This window comes from Streptomyces cyaneus, assembly GCF_004028635.1.
GTDB classification, from domain to species: Bacteria; Actinomycetota; Actinomycetes; order Streptomycetales; family Streptomycetaceae; genus Streptomyces; species Streptomyces cyaneus.
The window spans coordinates 862,443-883,607 of record NZ_ML138678.1 but is presented as its reverse complement, the minus strand read 5'-3'; the positions used below and the strand labels follow the sequence as shown (position 1 = coordinate 883,607).

At 69.6% G+C, this 21,165-nt stretch carries 19 protein-coding genes; 9 read left to right on the top strand and 10 right to left on the bottom strand.

Annotated elements, in window-relative coordinates; genetic code table 11:
• Positions 1-82 precede the first annotated feature (82 nt).
• The gene (locus EHO50_RS03945; protein WP_128428377.1) at positions 83-478 is read left to right on the top strand and encodes a hypothetical protein; all 396 of its coding nucleotides are present in this window, start codon (positions 83-85) and stop codon (positions 476-478) included.
• 106 nt (positions 479-584) lie between these two features.
• On the opposite strand, the gene EHO50_RS03940 is transcribed toward EHO50_RS03945, so the two are convergent.
• The 5 genes from EHO50_RS03940 to EHO50_RS03920 are packed head-to-tail and all read right to left on the bottom strand — an operon-like array spanning position 585 to position 7,128.
• Entirely contained in the window at positions 585-1,520 is a 936-nt protein-coding gene (locus EHO50_RS03940; RefSeq protein WP_128428376.1) for a dihydrodipicolinate synthase family protein, read from the bottom strand.
• Entirely contained in the window at positions 1,520-2,539 is a 1,020-nt protein-coding gene (locus EHO50_RS03935; protein WP_128428375.1) for an oligopeptide/dipeptide ABC transporter ATP-binding protein, read from the bottom strand. Before EHO50_RS03935 ends, EHO50_RS03940 begins: the two co-directional genes overlap by 1 nt.
• The gene (locus tag EHO50_RS03930; protein ID WP_128428374.1) at positions 2,536-4,524 is read right to left on the bottom strand and encodes a dipeptide/oligopeptide/nickel ABC transporter permease/ATP-binding protein; all 1,989 of its coding nucleotides are present in this window, start codon (positions 4,522-4,524) and stop codon (positions 2,536-2,538) included. Before EHO50_RS03930 ends, EHO50_RS03935 begins: the two co-directional genes overlap by 4 nt.
• The gene (locus tag EHO50_RS03925) at positions 4,521-5,480 is read right to left on the bottom strand and encodes an ABC transporter permease (RefSeq protein ID WP_128428373.1); all 960 of its coding nucleotides are present in this window, start codon (positions 5,478-5,480) and stop codon (positions 4,521-4,523) included. Before EHO50_RS03925 ends, EHO50_RS03930 begins: the two co-directional genes overlap by 4 nt.
• Before the next feature lie 19 nt (positions 5,481-5,499).
• A complete protein-coding gene (locus EHO50_RS03920) occupies positions 5,500-7,128 on the bottom strand; it encodes an ABC transporter substrate-binding protein (RefSeq protein WP_128428372.1) in 1,629 nt (542 codons plus the stop codon).
• 259 nt (positions 7,129-7,387) lie between these two features.
• On the opposite strand from EHO50_RS03920, the gene EHO50_RS03915 reads away from it, so the two are divergent.
• The 4 genes from EHO50_RS03915 to EHO50_RS03900 all read left to right on the top strand — a co-directional run bounded on the left by EHO50_RS03915 (position 7,388) and on the right by EHO50_RS03900 (position 11,908).
• The gene (locus EHO50_RS03915; protein WP_128428371.1) at positions 7,388-8,128 is read left to right on the top strand and encodes a FadR/GntR family transcriptional regulator; all 741 of its coding nucleotides are present in this window, start codon (positions 7,388-7,390) and stop codon (positions 8,126-8,128) included.
• Between the two features lie 344 nt (positions 8,129-8,472).
• Positions 8,473-8,883: a VOC family protein gene (locus EHO50_RS03910; RefSeq protein WP_128428370.1), complete on the top strand. Its 411-nt coding sequence runs from the start codon at positions 8,473-8,475 to the stop codon at positions 8,881-8,883.
• 64 nt (positions 8,884-8,947) lie between these two features.
• A complete protein-coding gene (locus EHO50_RS03905; RefSeq protein WP_128428369.1) occupies positions 8,948-11,311 on the top strand; it encodes an ATP-binding cassette domain-containing protein in 2,364 nt (787 codons plus the stop codon).
• Positions 11,312-11,434: 123 nt separating this feature from the next.
• Positions 11,435-11,908 (top strand): helix-turn-helix transcriptional regulator, encoded by a 474-nt coding sequence (locus EHO50_RS03900; protein WP_128428368.1) that lies wholly within the window; start codon positions 11,435-11,437, stop codon positions 11,906-11,908.
• An 88-nt stretch (positions 11,909-11,996) separates the two neighbouring features.
• Here the strand turns inward: EHO50_RS03900 and EHO50_RS03895 are convergent, their stop codons facing one another.
• Together EHO50_RS03895 and EHO50_RS03890 are read right to left on the bottom strand one after the other, a co-directional pair.
• Positions 11,997-12,932 (bottom strand): hypothetical protein, encoded by a 936-nt coding sequence (locus tag EHO50_RS03895; protein ID WP_128428367.1) that lies wholly within the window; start codon positions 12,930-12,932, stop codon positions 11,997-11,999.
• Positions 12,929-13,453, bottom strand: coding sequence for a SigE family RNA polymerase sigma factor (locus EHO50_RS03890; protein ID WP_128428366.1), 525 nt, complete (start codon positions 13,451-13,453; stop codon positions 12,929-12,931). The genes EHO50_RS03895 and EHO50_RS03890 overlap by 4 nt, the downstream gene beginning before the upstream one ends.
• Positions 13,454-13,534: 81 nt before the next feature.
• Here EHO50_RS03890 and EHO50_RS03885 point away from each other — a divergent pair, with 81 nt between their 5' ends.
• Positions 13,535-13,984: a phosphatase domain-containing protein gene (locus tag EHO50_RS03885; protein WP_246101007.1), complete on the top strand. Its 450-nt coding sequence runs from the start codon at positions 13,535-13,537 to the stop codon at positions 13,982-13,984.
• Here EHO50_RS03885 and bla read toward each other — a convergent pair.
• Entirely contained in the window at positions 13,977-14,855 is an 879-nt protein-coding gene (gene bla / locus EHO50_RS03880) for a class A beta-lactamase (protein ID WP_128428365.1), read from the bottom strand. The genes EHO50_RS03885 and bla overlap by 8 nt on opposite strands.
• Positions 14,856-15,017: 162 nt before the next feature.
• Here bla and EHO50_RS03875 point away from each other — a divergent pair, with 162 nt between their 5' ends.
• Positions 15,018-16,175: a glycoside hydrolase family 113 protein gene (locus EHO50_RS03875; protein ID WP_128428364.1), complete on the top strand. Its 1,158-nt coding sequence runs from the start codon at positions 15,018-15,020 to the stop codon at positions 16,173-16,175.
• Here EHO50_RS03875 and EHO50_RS03870 read toward each other — a convergent pair.
• Complete coding sequence (locus tag EHO50_RS03870) at positions 16,163-17,644, bottom strand: alpha/beta hydrolase (RefSeq protein ID WP_128428363.1); 1,482 nt, start codon at positions 17,642-17,644, stop codon at positions 16,163-16,165. The two genes, EHO50_RS03875 and EHO50_RS03870, sit on opposite strands and share 13 nt — an antisense overlap.
• An 83-nt stretch (positions 17,645-17,727) precedes the next feature.
• Positions 17,728-18,264 carry a GNAT family N-acetyltransferase gene (locus EHO50_RS03865; protein ID WP_246101006.1) on the bottom strand — a complete coding sequence of 179 codons (537 nt, stop codon included), beginning with the start codon at positions 18,262-18,264 and terminating at the stop codon, positions 17,728-17,730.
• Between the two features lie 177 nt (positions 18,265-18,441).
• On the opposite strand from EHO50_RS03865, the gene EHO50_RS03860 reads away from it, so the two are divergent.
• Positions 18,442-19,239 (top strand): SCO2525 family SAM-dependent methyltransferase, encoded by a 798-nt coding sequence (locus EHO50_RS03860; protein WP_128428362.1) that lies wholly within the window; start codon positions 18,442-18,444, stop codon positions 19,237-19,239.
• A 72-nt stretch (positions 19,240-19,311) separates the two neighbouring features.
• Positions 19,312-21,162, top strand: coding sequence for an SCO2524 family protein (locus EHO50_RS03855; RefSeq protein WP_128428361.1), 1,851 nt, complete (start codon positions 19,312-19,314; stop codon positions 21,160-21,162).
• Positions 21,163-21,165: the final 3 nt, after the last annotated feature.

Below are 21,165 nucleotides of genomic sequence, written 5' to 3'. Positions count from 1 at the left end.
GTACGGTCCGCCCCAGCAGGCTCGGTGTTGCCCGGCCGGAGCACACCCACCCATCCGACTCTCGATCACAGGGGGACACACCATGCCCATACGTCAGCGCATCGCCGCGACCGCGATCTCCGCCGTGCTGGCGGGCGGCGCGATCGGCCTCGCTCCGGCGGCCCAGGCACGTGATGTCGCGCCGGCGTCCTGCTACGGCAACGCGAACAGCTACCTCAAGCCGGCCGGGACGTACTGGCTCCCGGCGGGCGATGTCTTCAGTACTTCGAGCGCGTGCGCCGACATCAACATCAAGCCCAACACCAACCGGTATGTGAAGGTCTGCTTCGAGACCGGCGGCCGTCTGGAGTGCCAGGCGGACTACAAGCTCGCCCGCGCCGGGCAGTGGAACGTGATCGCGACGAACGTACGGGACGGCGCCTTGTTCGCCTTCGAGTTCCGCTCGGACGCGAAGTCCACCGGCAGCTGGGCCGCCTGACAGCCAGGCCCGCCTGACAACCAGGCCCGACGGGGGAACGGGGAAACGGGGGAAACGGGGGGAATAGGGGGAACGGGGGAATACGGGGAGGCGACGGCCGGGCTGCCTAGAGCAGGCCGGCCGTCGCCAGGAACTTGCCCACCCGCTCCACCTCCTCCGCCGACAACGGCACCTGAGGCTCCGCCGTCGCCGGGCATTCGATGACCCCCCGCAGATACAGCGCCGCCTTGAACGCGCCCAGCGCCGACGAGCTGCCGCCCATCCGTCCCGGGTCCCCGACGGTCACCATGCCGAACAGGGCGCACAGGCGTTCCTGCTCGACCCGGGCCCGCTCCCAGTCACCGGACCGGCACAGGCGGTCGAGATGGACGTAGCCCTGCGGATCGACGTTGGCGAGACCCGGCACCGCGCCGTCGGCCCCGATCGCGAGGGCCGCGTCGATGATGAGCTCCGAGCCGGTCAGCACGCTGAAGCCGTCGATGCCGGGGCGGCCGCGGGCGCCGGTGACGACCTGGCGGAACCCGGCAAGGTCGCCGCTGGAGTCCTTCAGGCCCGCCAGGACGCCCTCGGCGGCGAGGTCCAGGATCACGTCGGCGGGGAGTTTGGTGTGGACGGCGGCCGGGATGTCGTAGGCGATGACCGGGACCGGGGAGGCCGCCGCGAGCAGGCGGTAGTGGCGGGCGATCTCGGCGGGGTGCGTGCGGGCGTAGAACGGGGCCGTCGCCACCACCGCGTCCGCGCCCGCCGCCGTGACCTCCCGTACGTGGTCCAGCATCCTCGGCGTCGTCATGTCGATCACGCCCGCCAGCACGGGGAGTCGACCCCCCACGTGCCCTGCCACCGCCTCCACCACCAACCTGCGCTGCCGGTCCGTCAGATATGCCGCCTCCGACGTCGAACCGAGCACGAACAGGCCGTGCACCCCGCCCTCCACCAGGTGGTCGACCAGCCTGAGCAGTGACGGGACGTCCACCTCGCGGTCCGGTGTCAGGGGCGTGCAGACGGGCGGGACGACACCGGTGAGCGGGGTGGGGATGGTCATCAAGGCTCCTTGGAAAGGTGACTTTGCCGTACGAGGTCGCGGGTGGCCTCGCCCTCCTCCACTGGATGGTGACACCTGTAACGGTGCGACGGGCTCGACATGGCCGAGAACCCCGGCATCTCAGCCGCGCACACCTCGTCCGCCTTCCAGCACCGCGTCCGGAAGGGGCACCCGCTCGGCGGCCGTGTCGCCGACGGGACCGGGCCCACCAGCGGGATCGGATCGATGGGGTCCAGCAGACCGGGGGTCGCGGAGAACAGGGCGCGGGTGTACGGGTGCCGGGAGCCGTCGGTGACCTGGGCCGCCGGGGACTCCTCGACGATCCGGCCCAGGTACATCGTGATCACGCGGTCACTCATCCGCCGTACCGTCTGGATGTCGTGGGAGACGAAGACCAGGGCCAGGCCCAGCCGCTCCTTCAGGTCCAGGAGGAGGTTGAGGATCTGGGCCCGTACGGAGACGTCCAGCGCGCTCGTCGGCTCGTCCGCCACCACCAGGTCGGGGTCCAGGGCCAATGCCCGGGCGATCGCGACGCGTTGGCGCTGACCGCCCGACAGCTGGCCGGGCAGGGCGTCGGTGAGCGCGCGGGGCAATCCCACCAGGGACATCAACTCCCGTACCCGTTCCTCGCGTTGGGCCTTCGTCCCCCGGCCGTGCACGTCCAGCGGGTCCCGCAGTATCTGCCGGACCGGCAGGCGACGGTTCAACGCCGTCGACGGGTCCTGGAAGATCATGCCCGTGCCGGCGCCGACCGCCGTCCTGCGCTCGGCCGGGGTCATGGCCCACAGGTCGCGCCCGCCGAAGGACACCGTGCCCGACGTCGGCCGCTGCACTCCCACCAGCACCTTCGCCAGCGTCGACTTCCCGCACCCCGACTCACCGACCACGCCCACCGTCTCACCGGGCGCGATGGTGAGATCGGCGCCGGTCAGGGCGTACACCTTGTCCCGCGTGAACAGCCCGCCGCTGCGCGCCTTGTGCACGACGTGCGCGTCCGACAGCTCCACCAGCGCGTTCACTGCACGACCCCGCTCTCTTCGCGATCCGTCGGCGCCAGCAGAATCGCCGGGTGATGGCAGGCCGCCGTGTGCGTCGGTGTCCCCGTCAGGTCGGGGGCCGTGGTCCGGCACACCTCGCTCGCCAGCGGGCACCGGTCCGCGAACCGGCAGCCCGCCGGGAAGTCGGCGGGGGAGGGGACCACGCCCTTGATCTGCGTCATCCGCTGTTGCGCCGATTCCAGCGAGAGCACGCTGCCCAGCAGGCCCCGCGTGTAGTGGTGCGCGGGCGCCTCCACCAGATCTGCGGTCACTCCGGTCTCCACGATCTGGCCGCCGTACATCACGACCACCCGGTCGGTGACGTCCGCGATCAGCGCGAGGTCGTGCGAGACCAGGATCAGGGCGAAGCCCAGCTCCTCCCGCAGCCTGAGCAGCAGCTCTATGATCTGCGCCTGCACGGTGACGTCCAGCGCGGTCGTCGGCTCGTCGGCGACGATCAGCTTCGGGTCGCGGGACAGGGCCATGGCGATCAGGACGCGCTGACGCTGGCCGCCGGAGAGTTCGTGCGGGTAGCTGCGCAGGGTGCGTTCCGGGTCGAGGCCGACCATCGTCAGGAGTTCGTGGGGGGTACGGCGGCCTCCGCGGCGTACGACCTGCCCCAGCTGGGCGCGGATCGTCATCGCCGGGTTCAGGGACGACAGGGCGTCCTGGTAGATCATCGCCATCTCATGGCCCAGCAGCTTGCGGCGTACACGCATCGGCTCGCCCACCAACTGCCGCTGGTTGAAACGGACATGGCCGCGAACCCGGGTGCCCTTCGGCTCCAGACCCATCACCGCGAGCGCTGTCAGCGACTTGCCGCAGCCCGACTCGCCGACCAGGCCCAGCACCTCACCGGGCTGCACCTCGAAGCTGATGCCGTCGACGATGTCCACGCCGCCGTGCCGGCCCTCGAAGCCGATCGCCAGGTGCTCCACGGCCAGGACGGGTTGCCGCCCCTGGGGGAGCGGTCGCGCCCGTGACCGCAGGCGCGCCGCCGCCTCCTCCAGTCCGGGCAGTTGCAGCACCTCACCGCTGCCCGGCTCCGGCGCCTCCAGCCGGTCGTCGTCGTCCCGTACGTCGACCTCGCGCGCCGAGGGCGCCGCCCAGGCGTCCGACACGCCCTCGGAGAGGATGTTCAGGGAGAGCACCGTCACCAGCATCAGCAGGCCGGGGAAGACGGTCGCCCACCAGCCGCCGGTCAGCACCATGTTCTTGCCGTCCGCGATGACACTGCCCCAGGAGGGATCCGGTGGCCGCACGCCCGCGCCGATGAAGGACAGCGACGCCTCGAAGACGATCGCCTCCGCCACCTGGACCGTGCAGAACACCAGCACCGGGGCGGCGCAGTTGATCGCCACGTGCCTCAGCACGATGTGGGGCGTCCGTGCCCCGATCACCCGTTCCGCCGTCACATAGTCCTCGCCGTACTGATCGAGGACGTTCGCCCGCACCACCCGCGCCACCGGCGGCGTGAAGAGGAAGGCGATCGCGCAGATCAGGACGGTGATCCCGCCGCCGAACACGGCCACGAGCACGGCGGCCAGCGCGATGCCCGGGAACGCCATCACCACGTCCAGGCAGCGCATCAGCGTCTCGTCGACCGCCTTGCGGGAAGTCGCCGCGACAGCGCCGAGCAGTGCGCCGACGACCAGCGCGAGCCCGGTCGCGCCGAGCCCGATCGCCAGCGACCAGCGGGCGCCGTACATCAGCCGGCTGAGGATGTCCCGGCCGAGGCTGTCCTGGCCCATCCAGTGGTCGGCGGACGGGTGCCCGGTGCCGTCGACGGGCGGCTGCTGGTCGAGCGGGTCGTGCAGGGCGAGGACCGGGGCGAGCAGCGCCGTCAGGACCACGACCGCCAGGAAGCAGACCGCGACCTTCGACAGCAGTGGCAGCCGGCGCCAGCCGCGCAGCCGGATGCCGGGCCGGGACAGCACCTCGGCCAGACGCTTGCGGTTGAACGTCATGTCGCCTCCCGCAGGCGCGGGTTGACCAGCAGATACAGGATGTCGATGACGAGATTGACGACCACGAAGCCGGTCGCAGTCGTGAGGACGACGCCCTGGACGACCGCCGGGTCACCGTTCTTCACGGCGTCGATCATCAGCTTCCCCATCCCCGGGAGGGAGAAGATCGTCTCGATGACGACCGCGCCGCCGAGGAGATAGCCGACACGAAGGCCGAGGACGGTCAGCGGATTGATCAGGGCGTTCCTGAGCACGTTCCGGCCCACGACCACCCGCGGCGGCAACCCGCTGCCGATCGCCGTGCGGACGTAGTCCTTGTCCAGCTCCTCCACCACCGCCGTGCGCACGATCCGCGTCAGCTGCGCCGCCACCGGCAGCGACAGCGCGAAGGCGGGCAGGGTCATGGTCTTCAGCCACCCGGTGAGGGAGTCCGCCGGGTTGATGTAGCCGCCGGTCGGGAACCAGCCGAGGTCGACGGCCAGGTACTGGATCATCAGCAGCGCCAGCCAGAAGCCGGGTGCGGCCACCCCCGTCAGTGACACGACCCGGATGATCTGGTCGGGCAGACGGTCACGGTAGATGGCCGCCGTCACGCCGCCGAGCAGAGACAGTACGACCGCGATGCCGAGGCCCAGGAAGGTGAGCTGGAGGGTGAGCGGCAGCGCCGTCATGACCTGGTCGACGACCGGCGCCCGGGTCAGGGCGCTGATGCCCATGTCGCCGTGGAGCAGGTCGCCGATGAAGGCGACGTAGCGGACGGGGAGGGGATCCAGCAGGCCGTTCTCCTCGCGGAAGTCGTGCAACTGCTGGGCGGTGGGGTTGGCGCCCTGGAAGAACGCGGACGCCGGGTCGACGTCCGAGAACCGCATGACCAGGAACACGAACAGCACGATGCCGAGCATCAGCGGCACGAGCAGCGCGACGCGACGGGCGAGGATCCGGACGACGGTGACCACTCAGGGACTCCCGGTGTGGCTAGGCCCACTTGGCCTGGAGGAGGTTGATGCCGGGATACGGCTGTGCCCTTATGCCGGCGAGCTGCTTCGGGTTCCAGGCCGTCATCAGCTCGTTGTGGACGACCGGGTAGAGCACGGCCTGTTCGGCGACGATGTCGATGTAGTCCTGGATCATCGTCTTCTTCTTCTCGGTGTCCGACTCCTGGGTGGCCCGGTCCATGTCCTTGAAGAGCGCCTTGGCGACGGAGTTGTCGGCCCACTGCGTGTACTGCATCCACAGGTTCTCGGGGCCGTAGTTGTAATGCATGATCAGGTCGGCGTCGAGGCCGAACTGGTTGGGGTTCGAGGCGGCGGCCACCACCTGGTAGTCCTGCTTCTGGTCCATCTTGGTGAAGACGGCCGTCGTCTCCTGCGGGGAGAGGGTCGTCTTCACACCGATCGCGTCCCAGGACGCCTTGATGGTCGGCAGACAGTCCACGATCCAGCTCACGTTGACGGCCAGGATCTCGATCTCCAGCCCGTTGACCCCGGCCTCCTTCAGCAGCGCCTTCGCCTTGTCGGGGTCGTAGTCGTAGACGTTCTTCGCGCGCCGGTAGCTGGGGTTGGCCTCGTTGAGGAAGGAGCTCGACGGCTTCCCGTGCCCCTTGAGGGCGACCTCGATCATCTTCCCGGTGTCGATGGCGTAGTGCAGCGCCTGGCGGACCCGTACGTCGTCGAAGGGCTTGTGCTTGGTGTTGAACATCAGGAAGAGGTTGTTCATCCCGGCGCCGCCCGCGACGGTCAGCCCGCCGCTCTCCAGCTGCTGGATGTTGGCGTACGGAATGTTGTCGGAGATCTGCGCGCCGGCGCTTGCACCCGAGATCCTGGCCACGCGCGGCGCGGCGTCCACGATCGTCAGCCAGTTCATCTTCTTGAAGGCCGGCTTGCGGGGGCCGTTGTAGTCGGGATACGCCTCGAAGGTGGTGTTGGACTTCGGGTGGTGCGCGGTCTGCCGGTACGGCCCCGAGCCGATCGCCTTGCCCTTGATGGCGTCCTCCCAGGCGCCCGGCTGGGAGAAGACGTGCTTCGGCATGATCTTGGCGAGGGTGAGTCGCGAAATCCCGTCGGGGAAGGGGAACTTGAGCACCAGCTCGACGTTCTGCGCGTCGATCTTCCGCACTTCCTTCAGCCAGCCGGCGAAGAACCCCTTGGCGAGGGTCTGCGTCTTCGGGTCGAGGATCCGGTCGAACACGAAGACCACGTCGTCGGCCGTCACCGGCTTCCCGTCGTGGAACTTGGCGCCCGCGCGCAGGGTGAACTTCCAGGACGTGGCGTTCGGGTCGGCCGGGACCTGGGTGGCGAGCGCGGCGTACGGCTCGCGGGAGATCGGGTCGGTGTCGAGGAGGCCCTCGTAGATGTGGTTGTTGGCGGCCATGCAGAAGGCGGAGGCGGTCTGGGTCGGGTCCCAGCTGCCGTCGTTGCCGTAGCCGATGACCGCAGTCAGTGTCCGGTTCTGGCCACCGCCCCCGCCGGTCTCGTTGGTGGACTCCGGCCCCGACGAACAGGCCGACAGCGACGCGGAGACGGCGGCGGCCGCGCCCAGCGCGCCGGTGTACTTCAGGAACGACCGGCGGTGCAGCGCCGGCACGTCGTGGGTCACGTCGCGCACGGGTCCTCCAGCGGATGGGTGTGTGCTCCGGCGATGGGTTCGTGCTCTGCGCCGGTGAGGAGATACGACGTCCTACGTCCTCCCGGTCAGCGCGACCATAGGTGGGGTGGTGGGGGCGGTCAAGGGATCTCACACGAATGGCGCATCTGCCACAGGTCGGACCAATGGCACTGTGAAATGGCGCGAGTTGACCCCCTGTCAGGCCGTTGTCCCACAGACATGGGACGTGGGACGTCCAGGTGCGCGTACCATGCGCCGCATGCCCGGGCAGCCCAGGAACAGTCGTACGTCGGAGGAGTCCAGGAACAGCCGGATCCAGCGCCAGGTCATGCAGCTGATCATCGACCGCAGGCTCCAGGCCGGCGCCCTCCTGCCCACCGAGGCCGAGCTCATGGACGACCTCGGCGTCAGCCGCAACTCCGTGCGCGAGGCGCTGAAGGCGCTCCAGGCCCTCGACATCGTGGAGATCAGGCACGGCTACGGGACGTATGTCGGCCAGGCCTCGCTCACGCCGCTGATCGACGGGCTGACGTTTCGCACGCTCGCCCGGCAGGATCAGGATCACGACGACTCCGGGGCGCTCGCCGAAATCCTTCAGGTGCGGGAGGTGCTGGAGGAGGGGTTGATCCGGCGGGTGGCGGCGACGGTCACCGAGGGGGAGTTGGACCGGCTGGAGGCGGTCGTGTCCCGGATGGAGGTGGCGGGGCGGTCGGGACGGGCCTTTCCGGAGCTGGACCGGGAGTTCCATGAGTTGCTGTACGCCTCTCTCGGCAACGACCTCGTGCCGCAGCTCCTCGCCGCGTTCTGGACGGTGTTCCGGCGGGTGTCCGGGGCCCGTGGCCGACCCGACGACCCCTCGCCCGAGCTCACCGCGCGCCGGCACCGCGACATCGTCACCGCTCTGCGGGCCCGGGACGTGGAGGGGGCGCAGCGTGCGATGGCCGTGCACTTCAGGGGGATCGCTGCGCGGGCTGCGCAGGAGTCACGGGGGGTCGGCTGACGGCTGCCGGTCCAGTTCCTCGCCCCCGCCGCCCCTACCCGTCCCGTCCCTGGGGGCTGCCGCCCCCAGACCCCCGCTTCGGCCCTGAACGGGCCTCGTCCTCAAACGCCGGACGGGCTGAAATGCCTGGACCGGCGTCGAGGGGTGAGGTCACCTGAAATCAGCCCCTCCGGCGTTTGAGGAGCGGGGGTCCAGGGGGCGGAGCCCCCTGGCGGGGTCGAAGGGGCGGAGCCCCTGGAGGACGGGAAGGGTAGGGGCGGCGGGGGCGAGGGAATCGGTGGTGTCGGCGGCGGCGGTCAGGAATCGAGAAGCGGTGCCTCGATGCCGCCGCTAGCGTGACGGGCATGGACATCTCGATTCACGCCAGCTTTCTTCCGCACGACGACCCGGAGGCCTCCCTGGCCTTCTACCGCGACGCCCTCGGCTTCGAGGTCCGCACCGATGTCGGACAGGGCAAGATGCGCTGGATCACGGTCGGCCCCGCCGGCCAGCCCGGCACGTCCATCCTCCTGGCGCCGCCGGCCGCCGACCCCGGCATCACCGAGGACGAGCGCCGCACGATCGCCGAGATGATGGCCAAGGGAACCTACGGCTGGATCCTGCTGGCCACCGCGAACGTCGACGACACCTTCGAGAAGGTGCAGGCGAGCGGCGCCGAGGTCGTCCAGGAGCCCACCGACCAGCCGTACGGCATCCGCGACTGCGCCTTCCGCGACCCCGCGGGCAACCTGATCCGCATCCAGGCCCGGGGCTGAGCCCACCCCGCCCCGCGCCCCTACCGGCGACGTTCCCGACCGAGCTGTAGATGGAGACCACACGATGACCGCGCCGCACGTTGCCGACAGCCACGACCTGATCCGTGTGCACGGCGCTCGCGAGAACAACCTCAAGGACGTCAGCATCGAGATCCCGAAGCGCCGGCTGACGGTGTTCACCGGGGTCTCCGGGTCGGGCAAGAGCTCGCTCGTCTTCGACACGATCGCCGCCGAGTCGCAGCGGCTGATCAACGAGACGTACAGCGCCTTCCTGCAAGGGTTCATGCCGAACCTGGCGCGGCCCGAGGTCGACGTACTGGACGGGCTGACCACGGCCATCACCGTCGACCAGCAGCGGATGGGGTCCGACCCGCGCTCGACCGTCGGCACCGCCACCGACGCCAACGCGATGCTGCGCATCCTCTTCAGCCGACTCGGCAAGCCGCACATCGGCCCGCCCGGCGCGTACTCCTTCAACGTCGCCTCGGTCTCGGCGAGCGGCGGGTTCACGGTGGACCGCGGTGCCGACAAGACCAAGACCGAGAAGGTGAGCTTCAGCCGCACCGGCGGCATGTGCACGCACTGCGAGGGCCGGGGAACGGTCTCCGACATCGACCTCACCCAGCTCTTCGACGATGCGAAGTCGCTGTCCGAGGACCCGTTCACCATCCCCACCTACACCGGGGACGGGTGGGTCGTACGGGTCATCACGGAATCCGGGTTCTTCGACAAGGAGAAGCCGATCCGGGAGTACACCAAGAAGGAGCGGCACGACTTCCTCTACCGCGAGCCGACCAAGGTGAAGATCAACGGCGTCAACCTCACCTACGAGGGGCTGATCCCGAAGATCCAGAAGACCTTCCTCGCCAAGGACCGCGAGTCGATGCAGCCGCACATCCGGGCCTTCGTGGACCGGGCGGTCACCTTCACCCAGTGCCCCGACTGCGACGGCACCCGCCTCAGCGAGCTGGCCCGCTCCTCGAAGATCGGCAAGGTCAACATCGCCGACGCCTGCTCGATGGAGATCCGCGACCTGGCGGAATGGGTCCGGGGGCTCGAGGAGCCTTCGGTGGCGCCGCTGCTCGCCAAGCTCCAGCACAGCCTGGACTCGTTCGTGGAGATAGGCCTCGGCTATCTCTCCCTCGACCGGGCCTCCGGCACCCTCTCCGGTGGCGAGGCGCAGCGCACCAAGATGATCCGCCACCTCGGGTCGTCGCTCACGGATGTGACGTACGTCTTCGACGAGCCCACCATCGGGCTGCACCCGCACGACATCCAGCGGATGAACAACCTGCTCCTGCGCCTGCGCGACAAGGGCAACACCGTGCTGGTCGTGGAGCACAAGCCGGAGACGATCGCCATCGCCGACCACGTCGTCGACCTCGGACCCGGCGCCGGCACGGCGGGCGGCACCGTCTGCTTCGAGGGGACCTTGGAGGGGCTGCGGGCGAGTGACACCGTCACCGGGCGTCATCTCGGTGACCGGGCGGCGCTGAAGGAGACCGTCCGCAAGGCCACCGGCACGCTCGCGATCCGTGGGGCGACGGCGAACAACCTGCAGAACGTCGATGTCGACATCCCGCTCGGCGTGCTCTGCGTCGTCACCGGCGTCGCCGGCTCCGGCAAGAGCTCGCTCGTCCACGGTTCCATCCCGGCACCGGAGGGCGTCGTCTCGGTCGACCAGACCGCGATCCGCGGCTCCAGGCGCAGCAACCCGGCGACGTACACCGGACTGCTCGACCCGATCCGCAAGGCGTTCGCCAAGGTCAACGGCGTGAAGCCGGCGCTGTTCAGTGCCAACTCCGAGGGTGCCTGCCCCACCTGCAACGGCGCCGGCGTCATCTACACCGACCTGGCGATCATGCAGAGCGTCGCCACCACCTGCGAGGACTGCGAGGGCAAGCGGTTCGACGCCTCGGTGCTGGAGTACCACCTCGGCGGCCGGGACATCAGCGAGGTGCTCGCGATGTCGGTGACCGAGGCCGAGGAGTTCTTCCGCGCGGGCGAGGCGCGGATTCCGGCCGCGCACAAGATCGTCGAGCGGATGGCGGACGTCGGGCTCGGCTATCTCACCCTCGGCCAGCCGCTGACCACGCTGTCCGGCGGTGAGCGGCAGCGGCTGAAGCTGGCCGTGCACATGGCCGACAAGGGCGGTGTGTACGTCCTCGACGAGCCGACGACCGGCCTCCACCTCGCCGACGTCGAGCAGCTGCTCGGCCTGCTGGACCGGCTGGTCGACTCCGGCAAGTCGGTCATCGTCATCGAGCACCACCAGGCCGTCATGGCGCACGCCGACTGGATCATCGACCTCGGCCCCGGCGCCGGCCACGACGGCGGCCGGGTCGTCTTCGAGGGCACCCCCGCCGACCTCGTCGCCGAGCGCTCCACCCTCACCGGTGAGCACCTTGCGGCCTACGTCGGCGGCTGAGCCGCGATGTGTCTCACCTCGACACCGGTGATGGCGCTCCTCTCGTCCCGCTCCCGTCAGGCGCGGGAGTGGACGAGGTGGGAGGCGGCCGGGGAAGATGCGGGTGTGCGATCCAGCCACTCGATGCCTGAGGAACAGCGCCTGCGCACCCTCGTCGCGCTGCGCCGCGTCCGCGACCGGATGGACCGGGAGTACGCGCAGCCGCTGGACGTCGAGGCGCTCGCGCGCGGCGTGCACATGTCGGCCGGGCACCTCAGCCGCGAGTTCAAGACCGCCTATGGCGAGTCGCCGTACGGCTACCTGATGACCCGTCGTATCGAGCGGGCGATGGCGCTGCTGCGCCGGGGCGACCTGAGTGTCACCGAGGTCTGTTTCGAGGTCGGCTGCTCGTCGCTGGGCACCTTCAGCACGCGCTTCACCGAGCTGGTCGGCATGTCGCCCAGCGCGTACCGGCGCCAGGCGGCGGACGTGACGGCAGGGATGCCGTCGTGCGTGGCGAAGCAGGTGACCAGGCCGCTGAGGAACCGGGCGGCGCCGTTCAGCCTGGCGGCCGCGGTCAACGGAGTGGTGCCGGCCGGCGAGCCGCAGGCGTCGTGACGGCGGGCCGGGGGCGCCGTCCCCTGTGCGGCGCCCCCGGCCCCGTCGGTGCCGCGGATCCCTGTCCTGGCCCGGTACTGCGTCGGTGCTACGGCAGGGTCCGCTGGTAGTACTTGTCCTCGTCGGAGTCGTAGACCAGCTTGCCGTCGGCGTCGTAGCCCTTGACGTGCGGTGCGAGGGTGACCTGCTGGTTCAGCACGCCGGACGCCACGAACCGGCCGTGGTCGAGGACGGCTTCGGCGCTGGAGTCGCCGTAGGACACCGTCACCTTGGCCACCGACGGTCGGACGCTGCCGATCACAGCCCATCGGAACGGAAGCTTCCAGTTGCCCCGGTCGAGGAGCGACTGCTGGTAGAGCTTGCCGCCGTTGGGGTCGATGAGCACCGGGCCCTCGTCCGGGATGACGTCGGCGTCGTTGCCGAAGCCGGTGATGCCCTGGGTCTCGCCGTTCTTGATGTTGCAGATCAGGTAGATCTCCTCCGGCTTCTCCCGCACGGCGACGACGTACATGCCGTCGCCGGGCGTGTTGGAGTCGCCGGTACTGCGCATGGCCAGGACGATCCCGTAGTCCTGCGGCGTGCCCGGGTCCGTGTCGCCCGCCATGGCTCCCGACCGCTGGTAGGCCAGGCACTTCTCCAGCCCGTCCGCCGCCCGCTCGAAGGTGATCCCGTCGAGGAGCTGCCCGTCCGTGGCCGGCCGCGCGGGCCCACTCGGTGTCGGGGACGGCGTCGGCGACGGGACCCGCGTGGCACTGACCGAGGGCGTCGGCGTTGTCGCCACGCCCCCGCCCGAACCCCCACCGCTCAGCGCGTACGCCCCCACCGGCATCGCCGCCAGCGTCACCAGCACCGCCCCGGCCGCCGCCACCCGGCGCCGCCGCTCGACCACGCCCCGGCGCCGGATCGCCGGATACGGCGCCGGCGACGGCTGGATCGTGTAGGCGTCCTCGGCGAGCAGTTCCCGCAACTGCTCCTCGAAGTCCGGCTCGCCCTGTGCTCCCTGGCGCTGCTCGTCGTCGTTCACCTGCTGCCTCCTTGCCCGGACGGCGTCATCCGAGCGAGCCCCGGATACGTACGCAACTTCGCCAGCCCTTTGGACGCCTGGCTCTTGACCGTGCCGACGGAGCAGCCGAGCACCTCGGCCACTTCCCCCTCGGACAGGTCCTCCCAATAGCGCATGACGACCACCGCCCGCTGCTTGGGCGGCAGTTGGGCGAGCGCGCCGAGCAGCGCGCCCCGCTCGTCCACGCCCGCGTAGCCCGCCTCGCGCCCCGCCGTCTCCGGCGGCGCCGCGGTCAACGACTCGGCGACCCGCCGCTTGCGGAACCGGTCGCTGTTGCAGCTGACCAGCATGCGCCGGACATACGCCTCCGGATGGTCGGCGCGTGCCACCCGCCGCCATGAGCGGTACGCCTTCGCCAGCGCCGTCTGCGTCAGGTCCTCGGCATGGTGCGCGTCGCCGGTGAGCAGATACGCGGTCCGCACCAGGTGGGACCACCGTGCCCTGACGAATTCCTGGAACTGGGCCTCTTGTTCGGCCTGCATCAAGCACCCTCCCTCGCCCTCCAGACCACCGGTGCGGCGGATTCGGTTGCCCGGGGTGCGGGGCCGGGTTCGAATAGGCGTGTGGAGAGTGTGGCGGACAGCGAGAAACGCTGGGACGAGCGGGCACCGGGCGTGCTCCGGCTGCCGTCCGGGCGACTGATCCGGGGCCGGGGCCTGCGCCGCCCCCTCGAACCGGGGGCGCCGACCCCGTCGTACGGCATCTATCTCCTCGGCAAGCCACCCCCCGAAGCCCGCTGGGAAGCCCACTGGCTCCGCTGGCCGGACTTCCGCCTGCCGTCCGACCGCGCGGCCGCCCGCACCGCCCTCGCCGAAGCCTGGGAGCGGGCCGCCGTCGAACGCGTGGAGATCGCGTGCGGCGGGGGTCGCGGTCGTACGGGGACGGCGCTGGCGTGTCTGGCGGTGCTGGACGGCGTACCGGCCGAGGAGGCCGTGGACTTCGTGCGGCGGGGCTACGACCGGCACGCCGTGGAGACGCCGTGGCAGCGGCGTTACGTGCGGCGCTTCAGCTGAGCGTTTCCGCCAGGAGCGCCGCCGTCTCGACGATCAGGGCGTGGTCCGGCGCCGCGTCCTGCTCCGGCTTCGTCGTCTGGACCGCCAGGACGAGCGGGGTGCCGTTCTCCGTCCAGGCGATCCCCACGTTGTTGTTCGTGCCGTAGAAGCCGCCGCCTGTCTTGTCCGCGATCGCCCATGTCTTGGGCAGGCCGGCGCGGAGGCGGTTGCCGCTGGTGGTGTTGTTCAGCAGCCAGTAAGTGAGGAGGTCGCGGTCGGGGCGGTTCAGGGCGTTGCCGAGGACCAGGCGGGCGTACGTCCGGCCGATTGCGCGCGGGCTCGTGGTGTCCGTGGTGCGCCACGGCTCCGCCGAGTTCAGCTCCGTCTCCCAGCGGTCCAGGCGGGTCACCGGGTCGCCGAGGGAGCGGGCGAAGCGGGTGACGGCGGTGGGGCCGCCGAGTTCGCGCAGGAGGAGGTTTCCGGCCGTGTTGTCGCTGAACCGGATGGCCACGTCGGCGAGTTCGGCGACGGTCATGCCGGTGGCGAGGTGCTTCTCGGTCTCCTTGGAGTTCTCGACGAGGTCGGCCGCCGTGTAGTGGATGCGCTTGGCGAGGACCTCGCCGTCCCGGTCCAGGTCGCGCAGCACGGCCGCGGCCGCCAGGGTCTTGAAGAGGGAGCAGATCGGGAACCGTTCGTCGGCGCGGTGGCGGACGGTCTGCTTCGTGGCGAGGTTGTGTGCGAACACGCCCAGACGGGCGCCGTGTTGTTCCTCCAGCGCCCGGAGGCGGGCGGTGACGCCGTCGTCGCCGGGGGTGGCGTGGGCGGGGGCGCCCGGGAGCAGGGCGGCCGCGGTGGCGGCGGTGCCGGCTGTCAGCAGCGTGCGTCGGGTCACCGGGGGCTTGGGGGTGGAAGCGGAGCTTAAGATCTTGCTCTCCTTCGCTCGTTGGCCTTCGACGATCTCTTCAGTGATCGACGCCCTGTCTCATCCCTTGGTTGCAGCGCCGTAGACCTTCGGCGGACGGTGCGGACGGGCCGCGCTCGCCACAGTGGCCGTATGGAGAAGACCAAGGGGATCAGCAGGGCACGGTTTCTGGCGGGGGCGGCTGCCATCGGGCTGGCGGGGGCGGTGGTGCCGGCGGGGCAGGCAGCGGCGACCGGGCCGGCGCCGGAGCGCAGGGGACTGAAGGGCAGGGGACTGAAGCACCGGGGCGTCGTCTACACCGTCGGGGAGGGTGAGACACCCGGCACCGCGTGGAGTGCCGCCCGGATGCGCGAGGACGTCCGGGTGATCCGCGACGAGCTGCACGCCGGCACCCTCGACGTCACCGGCGACGGCGTCGAGCGCCTCACCGCTACGGCCGCCGAGGCCGCCGAACGCGGGCTGCACGTCTGGCTCCAGCCGACCCTGGGGGACATACCGGAGCGGGACATCCTGGAGAGCATCGCCGAGTGCGGCCGGTTCGCGGAGCGGCTGCGCCGGCAGGGCGCGAGCGTCGACTTCAGCGTGGGCTGCGAGTTCTGGCTGTTCGTGCCGGGGATCGTGCCGGGGGAGACGGTCCTGGACCGGGTCGAGAACCTCCTGAAGGGCACGGTCGACATGGAGAAGATGCAGCGCCGCCTCGCTCGCTTCACCACCAAGGCGGCGACCGTCGGCCGCTCCGTCTTCCACGGCCGCCTCAGCTACGCCGCCGCACAGGACGAGGAGTTCGAACCGGTCGACTGGAGCCTCTTCGACATCGTCGGTATCGACTACTACTCGTCCCATCGCCAACCAGCCGACTACATACGGGAGTTGCGCCACTACCTGCGCTGGGGCAAGCCCCTGGCCATCACCGAGTTCGGCACGTGCGCGTACGTCGGTGCCCCCGAGGCCGGCGGCATGGGCTGGAACATCGTCGACCACACCAAGGAGCCCAACGAGATCAAGGGCGACCTGGTGCGCAGCGAGCGCACACAGGCCGCCTACATGGTCGATCTGCTGGAGGTCTTCGAGTCGATGGGCCTGTACGCGGCGATGGCCTTCGAGTTCGTCACCCCGGACGCCCCCCACCGCCCCGACAACCCTCGCTACGACCTCGATCTGGCGAGCTACGCCATCACCAAGCCGATCAAGGACCGCCCCGACGACCCGGCATCGGACTGGCACTGGGAACCGAAGGAAGCCTTCCACGCGCTGGCCCGCCACTACCGCAGGTGTGCTCAGTCGCAGTAGAGATCCCGGGCCGGCCGTTCCCCGGTCGCCAGGAAGCGGGACACGGTGGTGTCACCGCACGCGTTGCCGTTTTCCAGGTAGGCGCCATGGCCGGTGGAATTCACGGTGACCATGACGGCCCGCCTGCCGAGGTCTTCGCGCAGCTTCAGGGCGCCGCTCAGTGGCGTGGCCACGTCCCGCTCGTTCTGGACGAGGAGGACGTTGGACGGGCCGTGCTCGGTGGCCCGCACCGGCGCCTCCTTCGGCTGCCACGGCCAGGCGGCGCACATCATCGCGTTCCTCGGCATGCCCGCGGTCAGCGGATACTTCGCCCGGCTCGCGGCGACGCCCTTCTCGTACTCGGCCGCCGACCTGGGCCAGGCACCGTCGTTGCAGATGGTGGCGGATCCGACCGCGGCGCCGTTCTGCAGCGCGGGCAACGGCGGCAGCTGGGGCGCGGGCGGCACCTCGCCCTTCTGCGCGGCCAGCATCAGCTCGGCCAGGAGCGGGTAGTCGTCGGGGTCGTAGAGGCTGTCCAGCATGGTCTGGCGCAGTACGTTGCCGTTCAGCTCCGCCGGGTTGGCGCCGGGCCAGGGGATCGGCTCGCGGTCCAGACGGGCGGCGAGGCGGAGGAAGAGCGGGCGCACCTCGGCGGCGGTGTGGGCGAGCCGGTACCGATTGCCGGGCGCCGACGCCCACTTGGCGAACTCGGGGAAGTTGTCCTCGACGCCCGCCTCGAACGCCTGCAGCCAGGCGCGCTCCGCCCGCACCGGGTCGGCGTCGTCGTTGCTGTCCAGCACGATGCGGTCGGTGCGGTGCGGGAACAGCTCGAGGTACGCCGTACCGACGTACGTGCCGTACGAGTCGCCCCACGCCGACAGCTTGCGTTCGCCGAGCGCGGCCCGGATGCGGTCGATGTCGCGGGCGTTGTTCTTGGTGCTGATGTGCTTCATCAGCTCGCCGCCATTGCGCGCGCAGGCGTCCGAGACGCGCCGGGCGTAGGCCATGTTCTCGGTGACGGACCCGTCGGGGGCGGGCCACGGGCGCGACTTCGTCAGGGCGAGGTCGCCTTCCTGAAGGTCACAACTGACCGGCGCTGAAGGCGCGTTGCCGCGCGGGGCGAACCCGATCAGGTCGTAGGCCTCCCGTACCTCCCGCGGCAGCCGCTGCCCCTTGTCCGAGGGTTCGCCGAGGCTCGTCCCCCCGGGCCCGCCCGCGATGATCAGCAGGGTGCCCCGGCGGGCCGACGGCTTCTCGCTGGGGATTCGGGAGACGGCGATGTCGATCTTCGGGCCGCCGGGGTCGGCGTAGTCCATCGGTACGGAGACGGTCGCGCACTCCTGCCGTGAATCCAGGCCACTGCCCTCGCACTTGGTCCATCTCAGCGGCGCGGGCGTACCGGTGGCGGACGCGGTCAGCGGGGTGACGAGCCCGAAGACGACTCCGGAGGCGGCGGCGATCAGGGCGGCGCTCTTGGTGATCTGCTTCATGCACAGCAGCCTGGCGGGGATTGACGGTTCGTCACATCCTGGTAACTCCCGGACCTCTACTGGGGATTACCCCCCGGCACGTACTACGCCGGACCCAACCCCAGCGTCATGATGAGCCGATCCTCCTCGGGGCCCAGGTAGTCCCTGTGCACTCCCCCCTCGGGCGAGAACCCCAGCGTCCGGTACAGCTGGATCGCCGCCGCGTTCGTCGGCTCCACGGTCAGCCGCACCTCGTGCACCCGCTCCCTGCGCAACTGCCGCAGCACCTCCAGCATCAGCCGCTTGCCCAGCCCACGGCCCCGCTGGTCGGCGCTGACGGCCAGGCTCAGGACCCAGCACACATAGCCGTCCGAGGTGGTCACGAAGAGGACATAGCCATGCAGGCACTCCCCGTCGTCGAGGACGAGGATGCGGTCGCCGTGCACGTCGAAGTGCTGGCGCAGGACGAAGTAGGGGTACGGATCGTCCGGGAAGACCTCCCTGTCCACGCGGAGGAGTTCGGGCAGGTCGGTCTCGGTGACCCCTCGCATGGTCAGTGGCCGGTCGGCGCGGTCCGCGAAGAACGCCTGGTCAGTGTGGCTCCCCGGGAAAGGGAAACGTTCCTCCGGTAGCGCCATCATCCGCCCCCTGTGTGATGGAATGGAGTCACTCGTGCGGGTGAGTACCTGTTGCCTGCCGTTTCAGGTGCTCAGTAGAGGTCCGCCCATCTTGAGCAGCGCGATCCGGGTCTTCAAGACCGCATGATATGTATGCCCCAACGCGCTCCCAGTGCGCCTCCTTTTGGTACCGTTGGTGGAATGACCCAGAGATCGTCGCAGGGCGTCCAGGTGAAGAATGCCGATGTGCCGTGGGACGAGGCATTCGACTCGATCGCCTACCTTGATCGCAATTACCGCGACTTACAGCCAGAGGACGCGGAGATCCTGCAGATCATCCGGGATCATTTCGGCGATCACTTCCGGAAGCAGGGCGTCGGGTCGGTTTCCGGTATCGATGTGGGCGCGGGCGTGAATCTCTATCCCGCACTGGCCATGCTGCCCTGGTGCGACGAGATCACCCTCTTCGAGCGCTCGTCCCCGAATGTGAAGTACCTCAAGGGCCAGGTGCGCTCCTACGAGAAGAACTGGGACAAGTTCTGGACCGCCCTGTGCCGGAAGAAGGCCTACAACTCCCTTGGCGTGGACCCGCGTGAAAGGTTCCGCGAGGTCGTCAAGGTCGAGCAGGGCGACATCTTCGAACTCAAGGAGCACGAGGGACGGTGGTCCGTGGGGACCATGTTCTTCGTCGCCGAGTCGATGACCACCTCCCCCGGCGAGTTCGCACTGGGTGTGGAGCGTTTCATGCGGGCCCTGGCCCCGGACGCCCCCTTTGCCGCCGCCTTCATGGCCCATTCAAAGGGTTATCACGCGGGTGAGCATTTCTTCCCCGCGTGTGACGTGGGAGAGTCTGATGTGTACGCGAGCCTGGAGCGGTTCGCCAGGGACTTCAAGGTCATGCCGCTCAAGTCCTCGGCGCGGGTACGCAAAGGCTATAAGGGAATGATCGTCGCCTACGGCTGGCGTCGAAATTCGGATGCGGCGATTCCGATCGACTGATCCGTGAATCTTCACAACAGAAAAGCGATATTCCTCAATTGATGGCATTGTGGCCTGTGTGAGGGGCATGGGATGCAGATCAAGCCACGCCAGCATCTGCTGGACATCTGGCAGGCGATCGCTCGCCACTCTTTCGACGGGGGAGAGTGGGACTGGGGCGAATGGGGCGGAGTGAGCAGTGTTGCCGACGCCGAGCGGCTGCTCTGCCTGCTGTACCCGGCCACCGAGATCCCCGCCTTCCGGCTGGACGACCCGGACACCACACAGGACGACGTCCAGCAGGTCCTGAAGAAGGCCGGCGGACGCCTGGACATCCCGGCCAACATCGTCACGGCCGCGGCCGAGTTCATGCGGACCCACACCGGCGAGGACAAGAGGCCCACCTTCGCCGGGGGTTACTACTTCGGGTCGGCCGACAAGACCAAGGAGCTCAGCGAGGAGCAGCGCCAACTCGGCGTGACCGACTCGTTCTCCATGTCGATCACCCTGTGCCTCGCCACGCTCGGCTTCCTCAAGGTCTACGAGACCAGGACCCGGCGCAGCGACATCAAGGAGACGATCGCCGAGCTGCGCGCGGCCACCAGCAGCAGACTCACGGCAGCCATGGTGAGCCTGCTGCGCTCCTTCACGGTCAACGTCTTCGACACGGACTCCTCCCAGGGCCGTACCCTCATCGAACTCCTCGGTCAGGGACGGCAGTCGCAGCGGCAGGTGCTCAACAAGTTCCAGAACCGTTTCCGTCCACTGCGCGCCGCGATCGTCGAGAGCGTGAGCCTCGGTATCGACGTCGAGGAAGGGCTCAAGGACGAGAACCAGCTCTTCGAATGCGGCTGGGCGTGGAGCCTGGTGAAGGACGCCCCCGAGATCGAGACCGACGAACCCATCGGGCCGCAGCCCGAGGGCGTCGCCAACGCGGTGCCGTATCTGTACTTCACGGTGGTCGCCCTCGACGGTATCCAGGACCTGTTCTCCGACCGCACCCTCACCCTCGGACTGCTCAACGCCGAACAGCAGAAGCTCGCCGAGGCGCTCCGGCTGCGGTGGGAGCTCACCCAGCAGTACTGGTCCCGTATCGCCCGCTTCGACGCCGACCGCTGGCCCCTGGAGGACCTGCCCTGGCGTACGACGGGACAGAAGCTGGAGTCCGAGTACTTCTCCCTCTCCGTCGCCGCCATCCTCGTGCACGACCTGATGCGGCGCCGGGCCACCGACGACGACCTGACCCGCACCGTCGGCGTCATGGAGCGCCTCGCCGAGCGCGGCCGTATCACCAGCCGGATGACGGTCGACGACCCCGTGATCCACGAACTGCACAACATGGGCGTCAAGCTGCCGTTGCAGGGCAGTGAGCGGGTCGGCCCGCTCATGACGTGGTCCATGACCGACTTCTCGGCCCAGCTGCTGAAGCGAACCGTCCAGCTGTGTACGCTGTCGCGCAACCTCGCCTCGCACGACCGGCTGCTCAGACTCGCCGAGGACATCTTCGACCACATGTGGCGGCGCCGCATCCGCGACGGCGAGGGCGTCGGCCTGTGGGACAACATCCACGCCGCCTATCCCGACGCGGAGATCCACAAGCGCCGCGTACCGGTGTCCTGGAGCATCACCGAGCGGGTCACCGAGGTCATGGTCCAGGCCCACGAGATGTACCGCCAGCCACCGATCCGCAGCCTCGAACTCACCGAGCTGGCAAGGGCGTTGCTCAGCGAGTCCGCCCACCTCCTGGGCAACGAACAGATGGAACCCGCGCCCACGGACGCCGGCCGGCACGGGATGGAACTCAGGAACATCGAGGTCAAGTTGCGCCGCGCCCGCAGCCTCGTGGACGAACAGCCGGGTACGGCCTACGCGTTGACGCTCGACGTGCTGGGACAGCTCGACTCGCTCGCCCGCGCCCGCGAAGCCGCGGACCGGGGAGTGTGAACC